This window comes from Aerococcus kribbianus (assembly GCF_026805545.1).
In the GTDB taxonomy this organism is placed as follows: domain Bacteria; phylum Bacillota; class Bacilli; order Lactobacillales; family Aerococcaceae; genus Aerococcus; species Aerococcus kribbianus.
In genome coordinates this window covers 631,752-654,801 of sequence record NZ_JAPRFR010000001.1, presented here as the reverse complement: position 1 = coordinate 654,801, position 23,050 = coordinate 631,752, and the positions used below count along the sequence as shown (strand labels likewise).

Sequence of the window (23,050 nt, the reverse complement as noted above, 5' to 3'; positions counted from 1 at the left end):
TGGTTATTCTGTTTTTGCTAGGGGTATGACGGTGAGGTCTTTAGAATAATGATTAATCACTTCCACGCTATCTTCATGAGCAATGACTAAGTCTTCAATCCGTACAGCGGTTTGGCCGCTAAGATAAATTCCTGGTTCGATAGAGAAAATATTTCCAGCTTGAATCGGGGTATGATTGCTCGCTGATACATCGCCGGCTTCATGTGTTTCTTGGCCAATAAAGTGACCAGTTCTATGGGTGAAGTTTTCATCATAGCCTTGCTTAGCAATGACATTACGGCTAGCTTGGTCAACGCTGCTAAGAGGCTGACCGCAAATTACTGCCTCAATTCCTGCTTGGTTGGCTTGCTTAGCCAAGTTATAAAGTTTACGATCCAAATCACTGACTTCCCCGTAATAAACAGTTCGAGTCATATCAGAACAGTAGCCTTGATGTTGGCAGCCGATATCGATAACAATAGCATCACCTGGAAGAGGTTTACTATGGTCAGGTTCATGGTGAGGATCAGCCCCATTACCACCATAAGCGATTATTGGGTCAAAACTAAAGCCTGAATCAGCTCCTTCTTGAGCATAAATAGTTTTCAAGCGATCTACTGCTTCGAGCTCACTTAAGCCGAGGGGTAAAACTTCTTGAATTAATCGCCCCATTGCCCGATCGTTGATCTCTGATGCTAAACGCATAGCCTTTTGCTCTTCAATTGTTTTAATCGCCCGCTGTTGGTCAACGATATCAGAGGCTAATGTAAAGGTCGCATTAGGGTAATCAGCAGCAATAGGTAGGAACTGGCCAGCTCGCCAATTTTTATCGATTCCCACTTGCAAATGTTTTTCTTGGTCTAAGGGATAGACCAAAGATTGGAAAGCTTGGCTAATGGTATGGGTATCTTTGACCCAAGTAATGCTTAGATCATCGACTTGTAAATCATCAAGCACAAAGAGTTCATTGGCAATCACCTGACTTGGCCCTTCTTGAGGAACAAGTAAAAGCCATAAACGTTCCATAGGGTCAAATTTGACTCCTATGTAATAAGCGATAGCAGCTGGATCGCTAATAATCATTGTATCCAAGTTTTTTTCTATTAGGTAAGCTTGTAGGGTCTTAAGTCGTTTTTGGTGTTCGCTTGGCATAAGCAAGTCCTCCTTTAATTAATTAATGATTTTGTTCCTCAACGTATTCCTCATATTCATTCAATGTCATACCGTCATGGCTTTCAATGAAGGCTTCGCGGCGATCTTTCCGGTAGTTGACCATTTTATCCTTAAAGATTTGTGCAGTGGTAGGAGGGGTCCAAGAGATAGCATTGGCGCCGGCATCAATGACAGCTTTGATCGATTTCTCTTCTTTGCCTCCAGTAGCAATAATAGGAATATCGGGATGGTCACGTCGGATACGGCGAACGATATCAGCGGTATCTTTGCCACCAGAAACGTTAAGAATATCAACACCAGCCGTCAACCGGGAAGGGATATCATTGTAGGCAGAAACGACGGTGCCCACAATGGGTGAATCGACCGTTTTCTCAATATCCAGGATATTATCAGTGGACATTGGCACGTTAACCACTACCCCCATAACGCCACTAGCTTCGGCAAAGAGAGCGATATCAACACTCCGTTTCCCTTGAGTAGTTCCGCCACCAACGCCAGCAAAAACAGGTCGGCTTGAAACAGAAGATACCGCAGAGATAATAGCTGGATGAGGTGAAAAAGGATATACCGCTAAAACAGCATCGGCATTACAATATTGAATAATAGCAACATCGGTAGTGAAAACAAAGGATTTTAAGGTCCGTCCAAAAATGCGAATACCAGAAGCTTCATTAATTACTTCAGGCACCATAATCATATCTTTACGAAAGTGCGAGGTAATGATAGGGGATTCTTTTGCCATTAGGGCAACCTCCTTTAAAATCTTAAATTGCTTCTTACATTGTACGACAAAAGCTTGAAAAAGAATAATGATTGCGTGATGATTTTATGAGTTTTTTGTAATTTTAATTGCGAAAAAGACGGATAGAATAAATCTAGACATTTACAGGCTTTGGTCGTAAGATAGACTTGATTTGATTAGCTGGTAAGAAGACGAATAAAGGAGACAAATAAATGGTAAATGAGAAAAAAATGGTAGGCGAACGAGCGGCAGAATTTGTTAGTGACGGGATGGTAGTCGGCTTGGGGACAGGGTCAACCGCCTATTATTTTGTTATGGCATTGGCTAAGCGGATTAGTGAGGAAGGGCTTAAAATTTCTGGCGTCCCTACCTCGTTAGAAACAGCTAGGTTAGCAGAAAAAAATGGGATTAAAATGTATTCTGTCGATGAAGTGGATGGGGTAGATCTTACCATCGATGGAGCCGATGAATTTGACCCGCAATTAAATGGAATAAAAGGTGGGGGCGGTGCCTTGTTGATTGAAAAAATTATCGCCAGCAATAGTAAGGAAGTAATCTGGATTGCGGACCATAGCAAGGAAGTCAGTCAGCTAGGTTCCTTTCCTCTACCTGTTGAGGTAATTCGTGAAGGAAGTAAACACCTCTTGGCTTATTTTACTGACAAGGGTTATCAACCCACCCTACGTGTTAATGACGAGGGGGAACCTTACCTTACTGACAATGAGCATTATATTATCGACCTTCATTTGGAAGGAATCACGGATGCCCAAGCCCTTTCAGAAGAACTGATACACCTAGTGGGTGTGGTAGAACATGGGTTGTTCTTGGACATTGCTGACAAAGTAATCTTAGCTAAAGACGGCAATTGTCAAATTATTGAAAAATAAACAATAGGGTGTGACAAAAGTCGTTAAGAACAGAAGCCTTGGACTAAAACGCGAAAGATGGCAAACAGCCATCTGAGGGATTTTAGGAAAGGCAGTCTGTTCTGACTTTTGGAGCCTGACTAAACAGGATGTGAGTAAAAGCGGTAAGAGCTCAACTAAAAGGATGTGACAAAAGTCGTTAAGAACAGAAGCCTTAGACTAAAAAGAGGAATAGTGCCTACAATCCCAGATTGTGCGCACTATTTCTTTTTTTGTGCGCACAATTGCCTTTTCAACAAACTCCCCCTTCAAAGTGCGCACTAGCCTAGCAAAACTATTCTTTAGCAGGTCGAATCCAGATAACAATTCGCATACAATAAAGCGGCTGTGACAAAAGTCCTAACCGCTTAGGTGGATATTCTAAAAATTATTACAGTTTATGATACTGGTCCAGCTATGTGCACTTTTTTACCAATTAAAACTTTCGGCAAAACGGGTCCATGGTTCAGTCTTAAAGGGTTCAGAATGGAAGGTCATCCAATCTTTTAAAGTCGGATGCTTAAAGGATAGTTGCCAAGCCCATAAAGCCAGTTGTTGGCCTTTTCGATTGTAGTCCGCACCGTATTTTTGGTCCCCATAGAGAGGGTGGCCTATATTAGAAAATTGAACTCGGATTTGATGAGATCGTCCTGTATGTAAACGCACTTGAACCAAGCTATAGTCTTCGTCACTGGCTAATAATTTATAGTCTAATAGAGCTTCTTTGGCTTGGGGCGTTTTGGAATCAACAACCGAGACAATATTCTTAGCTTTGTCTTTAAGGAGATAATTATGCAGCTGGCCTTGACTATGTTCTAAGTGTCCATGAAGAATCGCCAAATATTGCCGGTCGAATTCATTTTTTTGTAATTGCTTGCTTAAACGACTAGCTGCCTTTGACGTGCGAGCAAAAACCAAGGCACCACCAGTAGGTCGATCTAAGCGATGAACGAGACCTAGATAGACGGCTCCGGGTTTATTATATTTTTTCTTAATATAGTGTTTGGCAGCAGTGAGTAAGTCAGGATCTTGGGACTTGTCAGCTTGAACGGGCATGTTTACGGGTTTATTGACCACTAATAAGTGGTTATCTTCATAAATGACATCTTGGTCCATACGGGCCTCCTTGATAGTATAAAAGTAATTGTTTGCAAAAATTGCTTATTTTTTGATTTTTTTGTGAATGAGTGGATAATTGCTATCTTTTACCATGGTTACTTGTTTTCACTTGTTTCAATTTCATGATAAAAGAGAGAATAAATCCCAATCTATACGACTTTTTATCATGACGCTTGCATAAATTATACCATAAAAGAGTAAGTCAAGCGAAAGCTAGTAAGAATAAGTATGCGTTTTACTAATTTGCTTTCATTTTGCAAAATTAGCCATTTTCACTTGAAAGCCAATAAAAACTGCGGTAAAATGAAAGTGCTTGAGTAAGCAAGAAAAGGCTTTACTCAAAAAATAAATGTGTTACACATGTAAAACAAAGGAGACAATATACTATGGAAATGACCTTCAGATGGTATGGACCTAATGATCCTGTATCGCTTAAGGATATCCGTGCGATTCCAGGAATGCAAGGAATTGTTACTGCTGTCTATGATGTCCCAGTTGGAGAAGCTTGGCCTTTGGAAAATATCCAAAAATTACAAAAAGAAGTGGAAGATAATGGTCTTCACATCTCTGTGATTGAATCGATTCCTGTCCATGAAGATATCAAAATGGGTAAGGATAATCGTGATGAATTAATTGAAAACTATAAAGAAAGTATCCGTAATGTCGGTAAGGCAGGCATTCCCGTAGTATGTTACAACTTTATGCCAGTTTTTGACTGGACACGTTCTGATTTAGAACATGCCTTACCTGATGGCTCAACATCACTTGCCTTCATTAAAGAAGACGTCGAAAAAGTTGACCCAGTATCTGGTGAATTATCCTTACCAGGTTGGGATGCCTCATACAGCAAAGAAGAACTTGCTGAAATTGTTGACTACTACCGTAACAATGTTGATGAAGAAAAATTATGGGAAAACCTTGAATACTTCATCAAAGAAATTATGCCAGTTGCTGAAGAAGCTGGTGTTAAGATGGCCATCCACCCAGATGATCCTCCATACGGAATCTTTGGTTTACCACGTATTATCACTGGTAAGGCTGCCGTTGAACGTTTCTTAGATATCTATGACTCTGAAAACAATGGTATTACTATGTGTGTCGGTTCTTATGCTTCTGACCCAGCCAACGATGTGCTTGATATCATGAAATACGCCTTAGATCGTAACCGGATTAATTTCATGCATACCCGTAATGTCACCCGCGATGAATGGGGCTTCCAAGAAACTGCCCATCTATCACCTGCCGGAGATATCGATATGTATGAAGTTATCAAATTGTTAGTTGATGCGGATTGGCAAGGGGCTAACCGTCCTGACCATGGTCGTCGTATTTGGGGAGACCAAGTCGAAACACCAGGTTATGGCCTTTATGACCGTGCCTTAGGTGCTACTTACTTCAATGGCCTTTACGAAGCGGCTATGAAAGCTGCAGGTAAGACGCCTGATTTCGGAATCACTGATAAAACAAAATAACAACTAATAACATGTATTAATTGACAGAAAGAGGGATAATTCATGAGTGTAAGTTATGATTTTTCAGATAAAGTCGTTGTATTAACTGGTGCTGGTGGTGTATTGATTGGTAAATTTGCTGAAGAATATGCCAAAGCAGGTGCTGCTGTTGCCCTACTTGACTTAAACGAAGAAGCAGCTCAAGCTAAAGCAGACGAAATTAATGCCTTAGGTAAAGGTAAAGCGAAGGCTTACAAAGCTAATGTTTTAGACAAAGAAGCTCTAGAAGCTGTTCGTGACCAAGTTTATTCTGACCTTGGTCAAGTGGATATTTTGGTCAACGGTGCTGGTGGTAACAGTCCAAAAGCAACGACTGACAACGAATTCCACAGCAATGACTTAGATGCAGATACAAAATCTTTCTTTGATCTTGACCAATCAGGAATTGAGTTTGTTTTCAACTTAAACTTCTTAGGTACTTTATTACCTACACAAGTTTTTGCGAAAGATATGGTAGGCCGTGAAGGAGCTAACATCTTAAATGTTTCTTCAATGAACGGATTTACACCATTAACTAAGATCCCTGCTTATTCAGGTGCCAAAGCTGCTATCTCTAACTTCACTGAATGGTTAGCGGTTCACTTCTCACATGCAGGTTTACGAGTAAATGCTATTGCACCAGGATTCTTAGTATCTAACCAAAACATTGACTTAATGTTTGAAGCTGACCATGAGACATTAAAACCTCGTGGTGAAAAAATCATCACTAATACACCAATGGGACGCTTTGGTAAAGCTGAAGAATTAATTGGCGGGGTATTCTACTTGACTTCAGAAGAAGCTGCTAGCTTTGTAAATGGTGTAGTATTGCCAATCGATGGTGGATTCAACGCCTACTCAGGTGTTTAATCACCGTTAGTCAGTAATTATTAGCCTCAATGCTAAAGTATAGGGACCATGACAATTGAATACTTTTGTCAGGGTCCCTTTTTATCTATCCAAGGAGGATTAAATGTCTAAAACAATTAATGAATTTACCAAAGAAAACGACCTACTAATCTGTGTTGACTCTGATGGCTGTGCCATGGACACTATGAATGTGAAACATTACGAATTCTTTGGTCCAATTGCTGCTGAAGTCTTTGGTATCCAAAATAAAGAAGCCTTCCAAGAAGATTGGAACCATGTCAACTTGTTTTCAACGACTCGGGGAGTTAACCGTTTTACTGCCCTAGTAATCTGCTTGCAAAACGCTCAAGCAGCTGGTGAAGAGTTGATCGATATTACTGCCTTAGCAGAATGGGCAGACACCACTGACTCGTTATCAAATGGTGCCTTAGAAGCTTATATCGAAGCAGGCAATGATGATGACTCCCTACAAAAGGCCCTAGACTGGTCTTACCGTGTAAACAAAGGGATTCATGAAGAACTTACTGGTCGTGATAAACCATTCCCAGGGGCTAAGGAAGGCTTGGCCCAAGCCCAAGAAACTGGAGATGTTGCTATTGTTTCATCAGCCAATGGAGAAGCCTTAGACTCTGAGTGGAACCGTCATGGCTTAATGACCTATGTTGATGTGGTTTGTGGCCAAGAAGTTGGACCTAAGCAAGTAGCCATTGCTAAATTATTAGAAGCAGGCTATGACAAGGATAATGTCCTTATGGTTGGAGACGCACCTGGGGATTTGAAGGCGGCGCAAAACAACGGGGTACATTACTATCCAATTATGCCTGATGATGAAAAAGCTTCTTGGGAACGTTTCAAAAATGAAGCCCTAGCTAAGTTCCAAGCAGGTGAATACGGTGGCGACTACGAAGATGGTCTCATCCAGGCTTACAATGATTTATTAGCAAACTTTTAATTAGAGAAGGAGATTATATCGATGGCAAATAAAGCAGAATCAGTAGTACAAATGCAAAAAAATTATCTCTTCGCAGTGGTGCGTGGGGACTCTGAAGAAGCTGGTTATGAAATTTCTAAGGCTGCTTACGAAGGTGGCGTTAAAAATGCAGAGGTAACCTTCTCAACACCAGGCGCTGAGCGTGTGATTGCGCGTTTAGCCAAAGAATTTAAAGACACTGATATGGTAGTTGGTGCTGGTACCGTTCTTGATGCTATTACCGCTCGTATTGCCATTTTAAATGGTGCTGAATTTATTGTATCTCCAACATGGGTACCTGAAATTGCCGAAATTTGTAACTTATATACAGTTCCTTACCTTCCAGGTTGTGGCTCTGTGACAGAAGTTCAAAATGCTTTAAAAGCTGGTTGCGAAATTGTTAAAGCTTTCCCAGGTGGTTTATTGGGTACTAGCTTCATCAAAGACGTCCATGGCCCGCTACCACAAGTTGAAATCATGCCTTCAGGTGGCGTTAACCTTGACAACATGGGTGAATGGATCGAAAAAGGCGCTTGGGCAGTAGGTATTGGTTCTGCCTTAACGAAACGTTACAAAAATGAAGGACCAGACTCTGTTCGTGAAGAAGCTCAAAAATTCGCAGACAAATTAAAAAACCTTAAATAAGGTCTTTGATTCCAAAGCTCTCGACCCAAATTAGGAAAAGGAGAATTTTATGTCTTTTATTACTGATGACTTTATGTTACAAACTGAAACTGCTAAACAACTCTATCATGACTACGCCAAAGATATGCCAATCTTTGATTATCACTGCCACCTAAGCCCACAACAAATTGCTGAAGACCACGAATTTTCAGATATCACTGAATTGTGGCTTGGTGGTGACCATTATAAATGGCGTGCTGAACGTGCTATGGGAATTGAAGAAAAATATATCACTGGCGATGCTTCTGCCAAGGAAAAATTCCAAGCTTGGGCAGAAACAGTACCAAATACAATCGGAAACCCGCTTTACCATTGGACAGCCTTAGAATTGAAACGTTTCTTCGGCATTGATGAATTATTGAACGGCGACAATTGGGAAGAAATATATGACCAATTAAATGCTAAATTAAAAGATGAACACTTAACTGCTCGTAAGTTCATCGAAGGCTCTAATGTGAAATTTATTGGAACCACCGATAACCCATATGACAGCTTAGAATACCACAAACAAATTGCTGAAGATGATAGTTTTGATGTAGTAGTGGCACCAAGCTTCCGTCCTGATGAAGCCTTTGCAGTAGGTGAACAAAAATTTGTTGACTTCTTGCCTAAGATGGAAAAAGCCAATGGGATTAAAATTGATTCTTTTGCCAAATTGGTTGAGTCCCTAGAAGATCGCGTGAAATTCTTTAAGGATCACGGAGCTAATGTTTCTGACCATGGTTTAGGTAAACTTGTTTTCCGTCCAGTAACAGATGACGAAGCTGAAGCCATCTTCCAAAAAGCAGCGAAAGGTGAGGCTGTTTCTGAAGACGAATACGGTCAATTTCAAACAGCCTTAATTCGTGAATTAGGTCGTATTTATACGGAAAATGACTTTATAATGCAAATCCACTTCGGTGCTATTCGTAACAACCAAGAACGTTTATTTAAAGAAATCGGTCCAGACGCTGGGTTAGATTCTATTAATGACCAAACTAATGTTGCAGAAAACTTAAATGGTTTAATTAACGAAATGGATAAGACTAACCACTTACCTAAGTTAATTCTTTACCCATTGAACCCAGGCTATTTCGACATTGCTGGTACAGCGGCCGCTAACTTCCAAGGCAATGATCAAGGCATTAAATCTAAAGTTCAATTAGGTTCTGGTTGGTGGTTCAACGATACCAAGTATGGTATGTTGAAACAATTCAAAGCCCTAGCTGAAGCGGGTCTATTGATGAATTTTGTGGGAATGTTGACTGACTCACGTTCATTCATTTCCTACACTCGTCACGAATACTTCCGTCGTTTATTCTGTGACTATATCGGTGGTCTAGTGGAACAAGGTGAAATCCCTAATGACCAAGCCTTGTTAGAAAAATTAATCAAGAATGTTTCTTACGATAATGCAGTTGAATATTTCAACTTTGCTAAATAGTTTTTCTTGAAATAGCTAACTTTAAAACTAATTAATAAAGGTGTTGGCATCTGTTTTAAATGCTGACACCTTTTCCTTTATTTAAAGTGATGCTTCTTTGATGCCATTTCTTAAGTTTCACTTAACTTTAAGCAAGACTTTACTTGGATAAGCTTGGCCTGTGATAAAATTAACTTTGATGCAAAAAAGTTCAGGAGGTTGAGTAATGGAAATAGGGATTGACAAGATAGGCTTTTATACACCTAGTTATTATGTAGATATGGCTGAATTGGCCGAAGCACGTGGTGTTGAGCCAGGTAAGTTTTTACAAGGGCTCGGTCAAAGTAAGATGGCTGTCCCCCCAATTAGCCAAGATCCTGTAACAATGGCTTGTAATGCTGCGCAAGACATATTGACTGATGAAGATAAGATGGCTATTGATTATGTGATTGTCGGAACTGAAAGCGGTATTGATCAATCTAAGGCAGCTGCTATTTATGTCCATGATTTATTAGATATTAATCCTTATGCGCGTTGTATTGAGATGAAGGAAGCTTGCTATGGGGCGACAGCAGGACTCCAGTCAGCGGTTAATCATGTGGCCCGTCATCCTGAGAGCAAGGCCTTAGTTATTGCCTCTGATATTGCCCGCTATGGTTTAGAGTCCTCAGGAGAGTCTACCCAAGGTGCTGGTGCAGTGGCCTTGCTAATCACTACTAATCCTCGCATTGCTCAGATTAATGACGATGCCGTTTACTATACCGGTGATATTATGGACTTTTGGCGGCCAAATTACTCTGACACTGCCAAGGTTGATGGTCATTATTCAACCGTGAAGTATTTAGACTATTTAGATAAAGTATGGCAAGCTTTCAAGGAAAAGAATCAGTTGGCATTAGAGGATTTACAAGCTGTTTGTTTCCACTTGCCTTATACTAAAATGGGCTTAAAAGCTTTGCGCCAACTATTACCTGAAGCCACGGATGACCAAGCAGAGAGCTTACAAGCACATTTTGAAAATTCTCGTTATTATAATCGTTATGTTGGTAATATCTATACTGGGTCACTATACTTGAGCTTACTTAGCTTATTAGATCAAGATAGCCAGTTACAGGCGGGTGATCGTATTGGCCTTTATAGCTATGGATCAGGCGCAGTGGCAGAGTTTTACTCCCTAACATTAATGCCTGGTTATCAAGACCACTTAGCTAAAGCCGACCATGAAGCGATGCTAGCCAATCGAAACCGACTTTCGGTGGCTGACTATGAGACCATGTTCAGCCAAACCTTAAATGTGGATGGATCTAAACAAGAATTGGCGGCTGAGGCAGATGTGGCCTTCCAATTAGTAGGTCTAGATCAACACAAACGTCTCTATAGCAGACGCCAAGATAATAACTAAGTGGATTATAAATCGCACCGCAAGTAAAGCAGAATTTTTACGATAACAAAAAGCAGACCCGCTACTTTTGGGTCTGCTTTTTTGTGATAGAAAACTTTATCTAAAACTATTATTTTTTTAGCCAGTGCGCTAAGGGTTGACCAATATAATTAACATAGCGGTTCACTAAGTAGCCAGTAAAAATAGCGGAAATAAGGGTTCCTTCTCGTGTCCCGATAATATGGCCAGAAAAGAAAACTAAGGAACAGGCCATGGATAAGATAACACAAGAGATATCGAAAATTATCTTGCATTGACCAAAATTACGTTTTGATTTCATTGTCACAGCACGAACGAAGGCCTCTGCTGAATTTAAGAAAATATCAGCAATGACAGTTAAGGTTACTCCCAAAGCTAAAACGAGAGTCGCTAGAGCAAGAAATAGTAAGCAAGCCCAGTAAGAATTTAAATGGATGCCACCTACCAGGGACATTCCCAAGTCAGTAAAAAAGCCAAATAAAAAGGAAATAGGTAACTGAATCCATTCTCGCCAATGGAATTCATTTTTTAAAATAAAAATTTGACCTAGGATTAAGATCAAATTCCAAATCACTAAATAATTACCTAAGCTAAGTTGTGGGAAGCGTTCACTGAAAACATTGGCCATTGATGAAATTGGGGTTACTCCCAAGCTAGCGTGCTTGGTCATTGCCACGCCAATACTCATAATTAACAAGCCAACTAGAAATAATCCAGTTCGTCTCCAATACTCTCTTCGTGTCACAGTCATTCCTCCTAAAATAAAAACTAAGGCTCAATAGATGATATCACTTTGAGCTCCAATCTTTATTCTCCTGCTAAATTATAAAAAATGCAAGAGATGGATTAGGGGATGAATGCTAATGGTTGCTATTTTGTAGGCGATATTGCTTTATAGCTTCTCTGGCACTGCTTTGGTTAAGGTGGGGCATAGTTTCTAAAATTGCAATCACACCAGAAAGTTCATTGCTATGCGCTCCAGCTTGCATGGCTAGAGACTTGGCCTGGAGCTGCATATGACCTTCTTGGATACCTTCTGATACTAAGGCACGTAAGGCGGCCAGATTTTGACCTAGACCTAGAGAGGCTGCAATGGTCATTAATGTTTTGGCATCAGGATGTCCCATCAACTGATGAGCTAATTGGGCATTAGGATGAATTCCAATAGATCCTCCAACACTAGCTAAGGGAAGAGGAAGCGTCATTTCACCATGTAATTTTTCGTTAAAGGAATCATAGGTCCAATGACTGAGTCCTCGGTAATGACCGTCGCGACTAGCATATGAATGACAAGCGGCTTCAATGGCCCGCCAATCATTGCCGCTAGCAATCACCAGGCCATCGATACCGTTCATAATCCCTTTGTTATGCGTAGCAGCTCGGTAGGGATCAACTTGAGCGAGTTGGGAGGCTTGGGCGATAGCTTTGGCAACCAGCCGACCATCATGTCCAGGGCGGTCTAAGGCTTGGGCAGGAATCTGGCATTGACTAGTCACCAAGCAATTAGTGCTATGGTTGGAGAGGATAGCCATAAAGGCATGATAATCGACTTCCTGCTGAGCAAACTCTTGGTTGAAGGAATTTTTAACAGCTTCTAACATGGTATTCATCATGTTAGCACCCATCGCTTCTTGGCTATCGATATGAAGATAGACAACAAAAAAAGCTTCGTTTACTTCAGTGGCAGCATAGTAATGGGTAGAAACTTTTTGACAACCACCACCTCGTTTCACGATAGAAGGATATGCTTGGTTGGCTATATTGATAATTTCCTCAGCAGATTGGTCAATGTTTTGGGCGAGTTGGTCAGCAGCCTCTTGATCTTTAACGTTTAAGATTGCGATTTCACCCGTCATAAGCCGCTTTATTACGTGGGAAGTGAAGCCACCACCGGCTTTAGCTAATTTTCCTGCATAAGAAGCAGCAGCAACAACGGAAGGTTCCTCTGTTGCTATCGGTATAAGAAAATCTCTAGAGTTAATTTGATAGTTCATTACCAAGGCAAAAGGCAATTGATAGGTTCCAATAAGATTTTCTACCATGTCATCTGCGGTTTGGGGGTCAAGACCTAGGCCGTTCTGTAAATTTTGGGCTTGGTCTTGGTTGATAATTTTTTGGTCCAACAAGTGTTGGATGCGCTCTTGTCGGCTTAGCTTGTAGAAGCCTTGCCAGTGGTTAGCGGTCATAGGCTAGTATCCTTTCTAGGGCTGGTGTTAAGGCTGGCATCAAGGACTTGGATGTTATCTTCGACTAATTGGCCATCCACCAAAAGTATGAAGGCCTGGCGGTAATGATCATAATCGATTTCATTGTCATGGGCTAAGATACGTAAACTATCAGAGTTTAGGTGGATTTTACCAACATGCGAGTTAATCGTCTGATCATAGGGAGTGAAATCACTAACATTGCCTATTAAAATTAGGTGGTTTGGCCCAGAGTTTTCAGGGCTTAAGTTTTGACTAGTCGTTAAACAAAGGTTAGAAAACAAATGTAGAGATTGAAGCTGGTCTATGGCAGTTTGGCTGATGTTTACTTTCATTTTTTGTCTCTCCTTTTACTAAAATCATAACATATTTTGGCTAGATTCTTGCGAAAAAGCCTAGCATTCATTAGAATAAAGAAAAAGTCAGGAAAAGGATGTGTCTAATGGAACAGAGTGTAGAAATTGTTGACAAAGCGGCCATGAAACGAGCCTTGACCCGGATGACATATGAATTGATTGAACGGAATAAAGGCATTCACGATATCGTTATTGTGGGGATTAAAACGCGTGGCGCTTGGTTAGGGCAACGAATGGTTGATCGTATCAAGGAATTAGAAGGAGTGGAAGTACCCTTTGTCGAACTAGAAACTAAAGCCTACCGTGATGACCAAGTCGTGCAGATGGCTGACCGCCAAGCCCTCCATGAAAGCATTGGTCAGGATTTTACTGGTAAGCATATTTTTCTCGTGGATGATGTTCTCTATACAGGACGTACTATCCGAGCAGCTATGGATGCTATTATGGATAATGGTCGTCCCCAACGTATTTCTTTGGTGGTATTAGTTGATCGGGGACACCGTGAATTGCCGATTCGTCCTGATATCATCGGCAAAAATATCCCCACCTCTCGTCATGAGAAGGTTACTGTTCATTTAGAGGAAATTGATGGCGAAGATCGGGTAGTCTTACACAAGCCTGAATAAGTTTTGACAAGGACAGGGAATTTGCCTATAATAAATTTAATTAAAACATAACACACTAGGGGTGCCATTATGGCTGAGATGTAGTGATACGGACCCTTAAGACTTGAACTAGTTAATACTAGCGTAAGGAAGTGATGATAGTGCGCCAAATACTGTGTGCTTTAAATCAATGTGAGTCGAACCGTATCAGTAAAAACTGAGCGGTTTTTTGTGTGTTCTTGATTATTAGTCGCGCCAATAATCAGGTGAAGGAGGACCGATACTAGCGATAAATGAATTAAGGAGTGAAAATAATGACAGGAAGTAAACTTAATGTATGGATTGAAGCCGCTTTGGCAGCAGTTATTTCATTGATTATTTCTTTTATCCCCATTCAGATTGGCCCTAGTTTTGGCATTTCTTTAGGGGTAGTAGGTATTTTTATTGTGTCATTTAGACGTGGAATAGGTGTAGGGATTTTAGCAGGCTTTATTTGGGGAACATTAAAAGTCATCACTGGGACTGCAGATATTTTGACTCCAGTCCAAGGCTTATTGGAATACCTCTTTGCCTTTGGATTTGGAGGCTTAGCAGGAATCTTTGCTCAACAAGTGCAGACAGCTGTTAAAAATAAGAGAACGGTGTACTTATTAACCTATACGGCATTGGCTACTTTTGTGGCTATGGCTGCTCAATACTTTATTCATTTTTTAGCAGGGATCTTTTTTTGGAGCCAATTTGCTCCTGAAGGAATGTCGGCTGTCTATTATTCAGCGATAATGAATCTCTTAAGTGGTTCTGCCACCTGGTTGGCCGGTTGGTTAGTGTCTTTCGCTTTAATCCGCTTTTCACCGCAGTTAGTTTTAGCCAAGAAAAAATAAATCGAATCTTATCGTTAGAGAAAATAAGTTGCAATTAATTTCAATTGTAAAATTACTTATTTTCTCTTTTTTTATTGTATTTTGAGGATTCATGATAACCTTTATACAATATTGTCCGAAAATTACGCTTTATTATTGATTATTTTATATAAAATGAGCGGATTTAGTTTAGAAATACTGAATTTTTTATGAAACGTGGTAGGATTGGAGGCAGAAAATTAATTCACTCAATGAAGCAAAAATGAATGCCGGCATTTTGGGGATGGGAGCGATTAATTTTTGGTTGTAATTTAAGTGAGGACAAAATAGTAGGAGGAGTTTTAATGGTGCAACATAAAAAATCTTGGAAAAAACATCTTGATGTAAAAACATTAAGTCTAGGAGCAAGTAGTGTAGCAGTTAGTTTAGGTTTGCTTTTTGCTTCTACGGAATCAGTGGCTGCAGCAGAAGCTGATAATGTGGAAATGACAGCTGATGAAGGGGCAGCTTTGATCACTGAGGCAATCTTAGCAGCGCCAGAAACTTCTCAACCGGAAGACAAAGCGGATTACGATAGTAGTGAAGTGCCTGACCTAGAAGAAGAAGGGTTAGAAGAAAACTTAACTGAGGAAGAAACTGGATCAGAAGAAGACACTGGATCAAAAGAAGACACTAGCTCAGAGTCTACTGATGTGGATGAAAGCTCTAAAACTAGTGATGAAGCTAAAGAGGAAGAAGCGACTGACCATGATTTAGACAAAGAAATCACTACTTATCCAGTTGACGAAGATTTCTATGCTAATGTCGAAGCCCATGAAGGGGAAATTGTGGTTGATCAAGAGGATCTCGACTCTGAATTAGCCGAAGAAGACGCTGACCAAGCCAACCATAAAGTTAAAACAAATCAGGAAAATGAAGAAGAAGTTGCTAACCCAACTGCTTCTGACCAAGTAGAAGATCTACTTGCTGAAGCAGAGGCAGATCAAGATACTGAAGAGACCATCGACTTTGCGAAGGTTCACCGTTTTGCTACTGAGAACCCTGAAGACTTTAACAAAGTTTTAGCTGTGGCTATCTCTGTGTCAGAACAAGCAGACGATCAAGCAACCAATGAAGAAGTTTTACGTACTATTGGCGAAATTTTATTAGACCAAGAAGTTGATCCCCAAACATTGATGGAAGTCTCAAAATTTGTTAGCAAATATGGTCGTTTAAGTCAGGAAAATTTTGAATCTCATCAAGAAGAAGCTGGTTCAGTGACTAGTCGTGATAGCGGCTTAGCCTTCTACTCAGGAGAAGAGGCTGAATCTGCAGGCCCATCATTCAGTATGGAAGACTTTGAAAAATTAGTAGGTAAAATCACTGGCACAACCGATAGTGTGGTTTCGCTTTTAGAAAACTTACAAAAAGGTGAACGCCCAGCTTCTGACATTGGTGCGATTATCGATTCCGTCTTGCCAGTAAACTTAAACTTTACTAAGATTGGTGAATTAATCCAACGTATCGCTGAACTAAAAGCAGAAAATGTTCGCCAAGATGTATATCTTTCTACTGAAATTGTAGGTGCCTTGGCTGAATTAATTCCATCTGAAGTACAATTCAATGGGACACCAGTGAATTATGTGCTTGATAAATTAGGACAAATGGCCTTTGATATTGGTCATTCTGTTGCAGACGGTATGGTTGTAGGTTACCACCCAGGAACATTTTTCAATGCCAATACGATTCGCTTGCGGGCCCAAGTTTCTGCTAAGGCGATTGAAGTAATTAAAACTGCTGTCACTGACTGGCGGATGAAACCTCAAATCGTTCATTCTAAAACTGGTTTAGAAGTGACTCATTCCTTTATGTCAGTTGTTGACCCATTCTCAACAGCAGAACGTTTAGGTAAACGTCTTAAAGAACTAGAAGCCTTACTGGTATTCGGTAATGCTTATCGAGAAATTACTCCTCAAGATATTGCAACCACTTATGTCAAAGAAAAGCTAGACAAAGCAATCTGGCAAACCCGCTTTGACCGTGATGAATACATTCTTAGCAAAGTACCTTTTGAAGTCTACAATGACTTAAATAAGGCGATTACTAAGGCAGTCGGTGTACAGCTTTATTCTGAAACTCGCGTTTACGAAATTGACGGTGCTGTGGAAGAATTACAAGCCGCTTATCAAAAAGCAGAAGATTATCTCAATAATATTCCAGTGGAACAACAAATCGCACCTAATCAATTGAAACGTGAATTATCTGATTTGATCTGGCAAACTCGTTTCGATCGTGATGAAAACATTTTGGGTAATGTCTCCTTCGATGTTTACCATGACCTAAACCAAAGCCTAACTAAGGCAGTGGGGCTACAATTGGCTGTCGATGCTAAAACTGTTGATGTACAAGCAGTAATCGATGAAATTAAAGCTAAATTAACTGAAGCCAAAGCACTTGCCGCCCAAAACAAAGCTGACCGTGCAGACCGTGATGAAAAAACACAATTGCGTGATTTAATCTGGCAAGCTCGTAAGATTCGTGATAAGGAACTACTAGGTAATGTTTCCTTCGATACTTATAACAATCTTAACCAAGTCATTAGCCAAGCTGTCGGAACACGTTTACGCGCTAAAGTTAGCTCAAGTGAAGTCACAGATATGATGGCAAAACTTCGTCAAACCCTTATTGATGCGCAAAATCAAGTTAACCTTAGTGCAGATCTTGCAACAGTTTAAATGATCTGATCCTAATAATTAGTTCTGTTGAATGACAACGAGCTATAGTCAGTAAAAGCCCCCTAGGGATGTCCTTAGGGGGCTTTTTGTCGATGAATCGAAGAGATAAAAAAACCAGCCAAGAGTGAATCACCTCAAGGCTGGCTTTTTTTGTGACTATAATTAGTCGTCTTCTTCTACAATTTCACCAGGTTTTTCGTTAATCACTTCTGGTTCTGCTTCTTCAGCATCAGGATCAACTTCTTCTGGTTCTTCATCTGGAACAGTGATTGACACAATAACTTCTTCTGGGTCTTGGTCAAGTTCAATACCATCAGCTAATTTAAGATCACCAGCAGTGATTGTGTCACCAATTTCCATACCAGTAACATCGATTTCGATAACTTCTGGCGCGGTGGCTGGGTCAGCAACAACATCGATTTCGAAGTAGTTTACGGAAGCAACACCATCTGGGTTACCCAATTCTTCTTCGTTAACCACAGTAATCGCGATAGGCATTTGTAATTTTTGACCTTTCTTGATTGCTTGTAGGTTAATGTTATAAACGATTGGCTTGATAGCTGCTGTATCAATTTCACGAACGTAAACTGTTTTGCTTTCACCATCTAAGTCGAGAGTGAACACAGAGTTGATACCAAGTTCACGTTTGATTTGTTCAACATCTGCGCGTTGCATTGTAATATTAACTGGTTCCATGTCGCTTGAGTACACAACACCAGGCACTAAGTCTTGTTTACGCAATTGTTTAGCAGCATTAGTTCCAGCTGCTTCACGCTTGTTTGCTGTAAATTTCATTGTCCTACCTCCTGAGTAATTACTTTCTGACTTATTCAGAAATACACTTTATAATACCTAGAAATAGGCGATTTGTCAAATCCTAATCCCAAAAGCTTAACCAAAGATTGTCATATACCTAATTTGGAGATTTTGAGTGCGAATTCTAGGGAGCTATATATATTAATGCCCTTATCACCGTTTGATAATAGAGGGAAATTTATCAAGCATTGCCTGTGCAGATTAATGGCACGCCCCCTATTCTAATGACCCAGTTCAGTGACTCTAGATTCCCAATAATGAGCTGACGTGAGTAAATTTTCGAGTTATCTTAATAAGCATGATAAAATGAGTGTAAAAGCGATCTAATCGGTTGAAAATGATGATAGATTAAAGTTTATCCTAGAATTTTGAGAGAAAGTAGGAGGATTATGTTAGCAGGAAAGCATATTGTTGTCGCAATAAGTGGGGGGATTGCAGCTTATAAGGTGCCCATGTTTGTGCGCGCTTTGATTAAGGCTGGGGCCCAAGTGCGAGTAACAATGACACCCCAAGCTCAACGTTTTGTGACCAGTGAAACTTTGGCTGTTCTAAGCAAGTATCCTGTCCTAGTTGAGGGACAAGACTATCCTGAAATGGTAGGTCATGTTGCTTTGGCAGACTGGGCAGATGCCATGGTCTTACTTCCCGCAACTGCCAATTCCTTAACGGCATTAGCCACAGGACGCGCAGATAATGAGATGCTGTCAAGCTTGATGGCTAGTCACAGCCCGCTATTACTTGTACCAGCTATGAATCATAATATGTGGCAGAAGGCTAGTTTACAAAGACAAATTGCCCAACTCCGCAAAGATGGCTACTATGTTATTGAGCCTGCTTATGGTTTCTTGGCAGAAGGCTATCAAGGAAAGGGACGCATGCCAGAAACAGACCAGGTTTTTCAAGCGCTGTCTGCCTTGATGGCCATTGAAACAGTAGGCTTTGACCAAAAGCTGCAAGGGAAACGAGTCTTGGTTAGTGCGGGGGGGACTAGAGAAGCTCTAGATCCGGTGCGATACCTATCCAACCATTCTTCCGGTAAAATGGGTATTGCCATTGCTCATGTGGCAGCTATGTTAGGGGCAGAAGTTAGTCTGGTGCGAACGGAGTCTACGCTAAATTTACCTGTTTTACCTAGCATTGATACTATTACTGTGTCGTCAGCAGTGGAACTAAATGATGCGATGACCATGCAAGAAGGCCAAGCTGATATCATTATCATGGCGGCAGCGGTTTCTGACTATCGGGCAGAGGAAGTCGCCGGACAAAAGATGAAAAAAGATAAGACTCAGTCAAAAAATCGCCTTAATTTATCCCTAGTTGAAAACCCGGACATTTTGGCCAACTTGCCTAAAGCCAATCATTATGTTGTTGGGTTTGCTGCTGAAACTCAAGATGTCGTTGCTTACGCCCAAGCTAAGTTGCAAACTAAAGGTGCCGATATGATTGTCGCTAATGATGTTTCTGACCGATCTATTGGTTTTGCTAGTGAAGACAATGCCGCTTATTTGGTTACCCAAACGGAGGTAAAGGCCTTGGAAAAATCCAATAAAATGATTATTGCTAGCCAAATATTGGCTGCAGTATTAATTGATTCCCGTGCGAAGAAAAAATAGAAAAATGCGGCAGCGAAGATTAACTAATAGCTATCTTCGCTGCCGCTTTTACTCATTTATTAGTCTTCGCCTAAGATATGGGTATTATCATCTAAGGCAAAGCGGTCTTCTTCATTAATATGGTCATAAAACATGATACCGTTAAGGTGGTCAATTTCATGTTGTAAGACAATTGCTGGGTAACCAGAAAAACGTTGGGTATGTTCTTGGCCTTCGATATCAGTATAACGTAATTTTATCCGGGCAGGACGAGGCACATAACCATGAACTTCACGATCAACTGATAAGCAACCTTCACCTTCACGCAAACAGGCAGATTCTACGGAATGGCTGATGATACGAGGGTTAATAAAAACTCCTTTTAGTTCTGGATCGTCATCTTCGCCTAATCCAGGAATGAGCACTGCTAAGATTTGCTTGGAAATATCGAGTTGGGGAGCAGCTAGACCGACTCCAGCTCGCAAATCATATTTAGCAGCGATTTCTTCATCTTGGCTGTTAGCTAAGAAGGTCAACATTTCTTGACCTAAATTTTTAACATCTTCACTCAAAGGAAGTTCAACTTTCTCAGCGCGTTTCCTCAAAGTGGGATGACCTTCACGGATAATATCATCCATTGTAATCATTTCTGTCACTTCCTTCTTAATACTCTACCCTTTATTTTCGCATGTCGAAAAGCGCTTGTCAAAGCTTCCGCACTAACAGAAACTATAACAGTTTTTGGCTGTTAATGAATACAGCGCAAATATTGAAAACGTATTTTCATTCCTTGTTGGGCCGCCTAAAACATGAAAACAGTGCCAATTCTATAAAACCGCTTAGTGAAAAGGTTCACTATGTAAAAGGGAAGAAAATGTAAGGGCTATCTGTACTATAATAGAAAAATGCCACTCAGTTTGTAGGAAGCTTGCAAATCTTGACTAATAATGATAGATTAAAACAGTAGAGATTATAAATATAGTACAGTTATCACTGTCAAAATCATACAACAGAGAGGAAAGTGTTACAAATGGCGAAATTACCAGTTGATTACGCTGCTCAATTGGAAGCAATTGATGAGCAATTTCAGATGGTTCAAATCTTAGATGAAGAAGGAAATGTCGTTAATGAAGACATTATGCCTGATTTATCTGATGATGAATTGGTTGAATTGATGAAACGGATGGTCTTCTCCCGTACTTTGCATGAACGGTCAATGGCCTTAGCAAAACAAGGACGTTTAGGTTTCTATGCCCCAACATTAGGTCAAGAAGCCTCACAAATGGCCTCTTCATACGCCTTCAGTAAAGAAGACTGGTTATTCCCTGGTTACCGTGATGTCCCACAATTAATCGCACACGGTTTACCAATCTACAAAGGCTTCTTATGGTCTCGTGGACATGTAGAAGGAAACAACTACCCAGAAGATCTTCATGCTATGCCACCACAAATCATTATTGGTGCGCAAATTATCCAAGCAATGGGATCAGGAGTTGCTCAAAAATTAAATAATGAAAAAGCAGTAACATTTACCTACACCGGTGATGGTGGTTCTTCACAAGGGGATACTTATGAAGGACTAAACTATGCTTCTCGTTATAAAGCACCAGTTGTTTTCTACATTCAAAACAATGGTTATGCCATCTCAACCCCTCGTTTCAAACAAACAAATGCTAATAGCTTAGCGCAAAAAGCAGTTGCCGTGGGTATCCCAGGGGTGCAAGTTGACGGTAACGATGCTTTAGCGGTGTATGCTGTATCTAAACAAGCACGGGAATGGGCATTAGAAGGAAATGGTCCAGTTCTTATCGAAACAATCACTAACCGTTTGGGTGCTCACTCAACTTCTGGTGACGATCCTAAGATTTACCGTACACAAGAAGATATCGATGAATGGACTAAACGTGATCCATTGATTCGTATGCGTGTCTTCCTAGAAGGTAAAGGTCTATGGTCTGAAGAAATTGAAACAAACTATGTTGAAGAAGTGAAAGAAGAAATCAAAGAAGCAGCTAAACAAGCTGACGCTGCACCAAAACAAAAGATTTCTGAATTCTTAGAAAACATGTTTGAAAATCCTGGACAAAACGTACAAGAACAAATTGAATTTTACAGTGCGAAGGAGAGTGAATAAGCATGGCGAATTTAACCATGATCCAAGCAATCACAGAAGCGCTAGACCAAGAACTCGCTCGTGATGAAAAAGTTGTAATTTTTGGTGAAGACGTTGGTAAAAACGGTGGTGTTTTCCGTGCAACAAAAGGTCTTTACGATAAATACGGCGAAGAACGGATTTCTGACACACCTCTATCAGAATCTGCTATCGGTGGTATGGCAATTGGTATGGCCTTGCATGGATTCCGTCCAGTCATGGAAATTCAATTCTTCGGTTTCTTATTCGAAGTAATGGACTCTCTTGCTGGTCAAATGAACCGTACACGTTACCGTATGGGAGCAACTCGTAACCTACCAATCACTGTACGTTCACCATTTGGTGGTGGAGTGCATACACCAGAAATGCATGCGGACTCCTTAGAAGGTCTTATGGCACAAACACCTGGTATTAAAGTGGTTATTCCTTCCAACCCATCAGACGCCAAGGGATTATTAACTGCTGCAATTCGCGACAACGACCCCGTTCTATTCCTAGAACATATGAAATTATACCGGTCATTCCGTGAAGAAGTTTCTGAAGAACAATACGAAATTGAATTAGGAAAAGCCAATATTGTTCAAGAAGGTTCTGATGTTACCATCGTTGCTTATGGCTACATGGTTCGTGAAGCAATTAAAGCTGCTGATGAATTAGCTAAAGATGGCGTATCTGCAGAAATCGTTGACCTACGTACTGTTTCTCCATTAGATATGGAAACAATTACTGCTTCAGTTGAAAAGACTGGCCGTCTAGTCGTTGTTCAAGAAGCACAACGTCAAGCTGGTGTAGCTGACAAGGTCGTTTCTGAAGTCTCTCAACGTTCAATCTTATCCTTAGAAGAACCAATCAAGGTTGTCGCTGCACCTGATACTGTCTTCCCATTTGGTTTAGCAGAAAATGACTGGATTCCAGGCGCTGCAGAAATTGTTGAAGCAGTAAACGAAATTAAATAAGCGTTAACTCTTGATACTTACTAAAGCTTTTATATAAGAAG

The 23,050-nt window shown here is 40.5% G+C and carries 21 protein-coding genes and 1 riboswitch; of the genes, 13 read left to right on the top strand and 8 right to left on the bottom strand.

The features are described 5' to 3' along the window. Positions 1-3: 3 nt before the first annotated feature. Positions 4-1,131: a M24 family metallopeptidase gene (locus OW157_RS03055; RefSeq protein WP_268751862.1), complete on the bottom strand. Its 1,128-nt coding sequence runs from the start codon at positions 1,129-1,131 to the stop codon at positions 4-6. Between the two features lie 22 nt (positions 1,132-1,153). Further along, positions 1,154-1,894 (bottom strand): hydrolase, encoded by a 741-nt coding sequence (locus OW157_RS03050; protein ID WP_268751861.1) that lies wholly within the window; start codon positions 1,892-1,894, stop codon positions 1,154-1,156. Between the two features lie 212 nt (positions 1,895-2,106). On the opposite strand from OW157_RS03050, the gene rpiA reads away from it, so the two are divergent. After that, positions 2,107-2,781, top strand: coding sequence for a ribose-5-phosphate isomerase RpiA (gene rpiA / locus OW157_RS03045; protein ID WP_268751860.1), 675 nt, complete (start codon positions 2,107-2,109; stop codon positions 2,779-2,781). Between the two features lie 447 nt (positions 2,782-3,228). On the opposite strand, the gene OW157_RS03040 is transcribed toward rpiA, so the two are convergent. Next, positions 3,229-3,915, bottom strand: coding sequence for an RluA family pseudouridine synthase (locus OW157_RS03040; protein ID WP_268751859.1), 687 nt, complete (start codon positions 3,913-3,915; stop codon positions 3,229-3,231). A gap of 389 nt (positions 3,916-4,304) precedes the next feature. Between OW157_RS03040 and uxuA the strand changes: the two genes are divergently transcribed. The 6 genes from uxuA to OW157_RS03010 all read left to right on the top strand — a co-directional run bounded on the left by uxuA (position 4,305) and on the right by OW157_RS03010 (position 10,736). Further along, positions 4,305-5,390, top strand: a complete 1,086-nt coding sequence (gene uxuA / locus OW157_RS03035; RefSeq protein WP_268751858.1) for a mannonate dehydratase — start codon at positions 4,305-4,307, stop codon at positions 5,388-5,390. Between the two features lie 42 nt (positions 5,391-5,432). After that, positions 5,433-6,278, top strand: a complete 846-nt coding sequence (locus OW157_RS03030) for an SDR family oxidoreductase (protein ID WP_268751857.1) — start codon at positions 5,433-5,435, stop codon at positions 6,276-6,278. A 103-nt stretch (positions 6,279-6,381) separates the two neighbouring features. Next, positions 6,382-7,230 carry an HAD family hydrolase gene (locus OW157_RS03025; protein ID WP_268751856.1) on the top strand — a complete coding sequence of 283 codons (849 nt, stop codon included), beginning with the start codon at positions 6,382-6,384 and terminating at the stop codon, positions 7,228-7,230. 21 nt (positions 7,231-7,251) lie between these two features. Continuing rightward, positions 7,252-7,893: a bifunctional 2-keto-4-hydroxyglutarate aldolase/2-keto-3-deoxy-6-phosphogluconate aldolase gene (locus OW157_RS03020; protein WP_268751855.1), complete on the top strand. Its 642-nt coding sequence runs from the start codon at positions 7,252-7,254 to the stop codon at positions 7,891-7,893. 49 nt (positions 7,894-7,942) lie between these two features. Next, positions 7,943-9,355 carry a glucuronate isomerase gene (uxaC, locus tag OW157_RS03015; RefSeq protein WP_268751854.1) on the top strand — a complete coding sequence of 471 codons (1,413 nt, stop codon included), beginning with the start codon at positions 7,943-7,945 and terminating at the stop codon, positions 9,353-9,355. A gap of 205 nt (positions 9,356-9,560) precedes the next feature. Next, the gene (locus tag OW157_RS03010; protein ID WP_268751853.1) at positions 9,561-10,736 is read left to right on the top strand and encodes a hydroxymethylglutaryl-CoA synthase; all 1,176 of its coding nucleotides are present in this window, start codon (positions 9,561-9,563) and stop codon (positions 10,734-10,736) included. 109 nt (positions 10,737-10,845) lie between these two features. Here the strand turns inward: OW157_RS03010 and OW157_RS03005 are convergent, their stop codons facing one another. The 3 genes from OW157_RS03005 to OW157_RS02995 all read right to left on the bottom strand — a co-directional run bounded on the left by OW157_RS03005 (position 10,846) and on the right by OW157_RS02995 (position 13,293). Further along, the gene (locus tag OW157_RS03005) at positions 10,846-11,499 is read right to left on the bottom strand and encodes a YczE/YyaS/YitT family protein (protein WP_268751852.1); all 654 of its coding nucleotides are present in this window, start codon (positions 11,497-11,499) and stop codon (positions 10,846-10,848) included. A gap of 115 nt (positions 11,500-11,614) precedes the next feature. Next, positions 11,615-12,940 (bottom strand): hydroxymethylglutaryl-CoA reductase, degradative, encoded by a 1,326-nt coding sequence (locus OW157_RS03000; RefSeq protein WP_268751851.1) that lies wholly within the window; start codon positions 12,938-12,940, stop codon positions 11,615-11,617. After that, positions 12,937-13,293, bottom strand: coding sequence for an iron-sulfur cluster biosynthesis family protein (locus tag OW157_RS02995; protein WP_268751850.1), 357 nt, complete (start codon positions 13,291-13,293; stop codon positions 12,937-12,939). The genes OW157_RS03000 and OW157_RS02995 overlap by 4 nt, the downstream gene beginning before the upstream one ends. 107 nt (positions 13,294-13,400) lie before the next feature. Between OW157_RS02995 and pyrR the strand changes: the two genes are divergently transcribed. From pyrR to OW157_RS02980, 3 genes are all read left to right on the top strand, one after another. Then, positions 13,401-13,940 carry a bifunctional pyr operon transcriptional regulator/uracil phosphoribosyltransferase PyrR gene (pyrR, locus tag OW157_RS02990; protein WP_268751849.1) on the top strand — a complete coding sequence of 180 codons (540 nt, stop codon included), beginning with the start codon at positions 13,401-13,403 and terminating at the stop codon, positions 13,938-13,940. Positions 13,941-13,987: 47 nt separating this feature from the next. Next, positions 13,988-14,087: riboswitch (TPP riboswitch) on the top strand. Positions 14,088-14,233: 146 nt separating this feature from the next. Beyond that, positions 14,234-14,800, top strand: coding sequence for an energy-coupled thiamine transporter ThiT (gene thiT, locus OW157_RS02985; RefSeq protein WP_268751848.1), 567 nt, complete (start codon positions 14,234-14,236; stop codon positions 14,798-14,800). A gap of 323 nt (positions 14,801-15,123) precedes the next feature. Then, positions 15,124-17,493 carry a CAMP factor family pore-forming toxin gene (locus OW157_RS02980; protein ID WP_268752773.1) on the top strand — a complete coding sequence of 790 codons (2,370 nt, stop codon included), beginning with the start codon at positions 15,124-15,126 and terminating at the stop codon, positions 17,491-17,493. 162 nt (positions 17,494-17,655) lie between these two features. On the opposite strand, the gene OW157_RS02975 is transcribed toward OW157_RS02980, so the two are convergent. Next, positions 17,656-18,288, bottom strand: a complete 633-nt coding sequence (locus tag OW157_RS02975; protein WP_268751846.1) for a 50S ribosomal protein L25 — start codon at positions 18,286-18,288, stop codon at positions 17,656-17,658. A gap of 410 nt (positions 18,289-18,698) precedes the next feature. Between OW157_RS02975 and coaBC the strand changes: the two genes are divergently transcribed. Continuing rightward, positions 18,699-19,922, top strand: a complete 1,224-nt coding sequence (gene coaBC / locus OW157_RS02970) for a bifunctional phosphopantothenoylcysteine decarboxylase/phosphopantothenate--cysteine ligase CoaBC (RefSeq protein ID WP_268751845.1) — start codon at positions 18,699-18,701, stop codon at positions 19,920-19,922. Between the two features lie 59 nt (positions 19,923-19,981). On the opposite strand, the gene def is transcribed toward coaBC, so the two are convergent. Continuing rightward, positions 19,982-20,548 (bottom strand): peptide deformylase, encoded by a 567-nt coding sequence (gene def, locus OW157_RS02965; protein WP_268751844.1) that lies wholly within the window; start codon positions 20,546-20,548, stop codon positions 19,982-19,984. 383 nt (positions 20,549-20,931) lie between these two features. Between def and pdhA the strand changes: the two genes are divergently transcribed. Then, the gene (pdhA, locus tag OW157_RS02960; RefSeq protein WP_268751843.1) at positions 20,932-22,035 is read left to right on the top strand and encodes a pyruvate dehydrogenase (acetyl-transferring) E1 component subunit alpha; all 1,104 of its coding nucleotides are present in this window, start codon (positions 20,932-20,934) and stop codon (positions 22,033-22,035) included. 2 nt (positions 22,036-22,037) lie between these two features. After that, positions 22,038-23,009, top strand: a complete 972-nt coding sequence (locus OW157_RS02955) for an alpha-ketoacid dehydrogenase subunit beta (protein ID WP_268751842.1) — start codon at positions 22,038-22,040, stop codon at positions 23,007-23,009. The last annotated feature ends 41 nt before the right edge of the window (positions 23,010-23,050 follow it).

What these genes read in the sequence shown, in the direction of transcription:
- uxuA (WP_268751858.1), top strand. Translation starts at nt 4,305, where the DNA reads ATGGAAATGACCTTCAGATGGTATGGACCTAATGATCCTGTATCGCTT.
- OW157_RS03040 (WP_268751859.1), bottom strand. Translation starts at nt 3,915, where the DNA reads ATGGACCAAGATGTCATTTATGAAGATAACCACTTATTAGTGGTCAAT.
- pdhA (WP_268751843.1), top strand. Translation starts at nt 20,932, where the DNA reads ATGGCGAAATTACCAGTTGATTACGCTGCTCAATTGGAAGCAATTGAT.
- OW157_RS03000 (WP_268751851.1), bottom strand. Translation starts at nt 12,940, where the DNA reads ATGACCGCTAACCACTGGCAAGGCTTCTACAAGCTAAGCCGACAAGAG.
- pyrR (WP_268751849.1), top strand. Translation starts at nt 13,401, where the DNA reads ATGGAACAGAGTGTAGAAATTGTTGACAAAGCGGCCATGAAACGAGCC.
- OW157_RS02980 (WP_268752773.1), top strand. Translation starts at nt 15,124, where the DNA reads ATGGTGCAACATAAAAAATCTTGGAAAAAACATCTTGATGTAAAAACA.
- coaBC (WP_268751845.1), top strand. Translation starts at nt 18,699, where the DNA reads ATGTTAGCAGGAAAGCATATTGTTGTCGCAATAAGTGGGGGGATTGCA.
- OW157_RS03030 (WP_268751857.1), top strand. Translation starts at nt 5,433, where the DNA reads ATGAGTGTAAGTTATGATTTTTCAGATAAAGTCGTTGTATTAACTGGT.
- OW157_RS03055 (WP_268751862.1), bottom strand. Translation starts at nt 1,131, where the DNA reads ATGCCAAGCGAACACCAAAAACGACTTAAGACCCTACAAGCTTACCTA.
- OW157_RS03010 (WP_268751853.1), top strand. Translation starts at nt 9,561, where the DNA reads ATGGAAATAGGGATTGACAAGATAGGCTTTTATACACCTAGTTATTAT.
- uxaC (WP_268751854.1), top strand. Translation starts at nt 7,943, where the DNA reads ATGTCTTTTATTACTGATGACTTTATGTTACAAACTGAAACTGCTAAA.
- OW157_RS02995 (WP_268751850.1), bottom strand. Translation starts at nt 13,293, where the DNA reads ATGAAAGTAAACATCAGCCAAACTGCCATAGACCAGCTTCAATCTCTA.
- rpiA (WP_268751860.1), top strand. Translation starts at nt 2,107, where the DNA reads ATGGTAAATGAGAAAAAAATGGTAGGCGAACGAGCGGCAGAATTTGTT.
- def (WP_268751844.1), bottom strand. Translation starts at nt 20,548, where the DNA reads ATGATTACAATGGATGATATTATCCGTGAAGGTCATCCCACTTTGAGG.
- OW157_RS03050 (WP_268751861.1), bottom strand. Translation starts at nt 1,894, where the DNA reads ATGGCAAAAGAATCCCCTATCATTACCTCGCACTTTCGTAAAGATATG.
- OW157_RS02975 (WP_268751846.1), bottom strand. Translation starts at nt 18,288, where the DNA reads ATGAAATTTACAGCAAACAAGCGTGAAGCAGCTGGAACTAATGCTGCT.
- thiT (WP_268751848.1), top strand. Translation starts at nt 14,234, where the DNA reads ATGACAGGAAGTAAACTTAATGTATGGATTGAAGCCGCTTTGGCAGCA.
- OW157_RS03020 (WP_268751855.1), top strand. Translation starts at nt 7,252, where the DNA reads ATGGCAAATAAAGCAGAATCAGTAGTACAAATGCAAAAAAATTATCTC.
- OW157_RS02955 (WP_268751842.1), top strand. Translation starts at nt 22,038, where the DNA reads ATGGCGAATTTAACCATGATCCAAGCAATCACAGAAGCGCTAGACCAA.
- OW157_RS03025 (WP_268751856.1), top strand. Translation starts at nt 6,382, where the DNA reads ATGTCTAAAACAATTAATGAATTTACCAAAGAAAACGACCTACTAATC.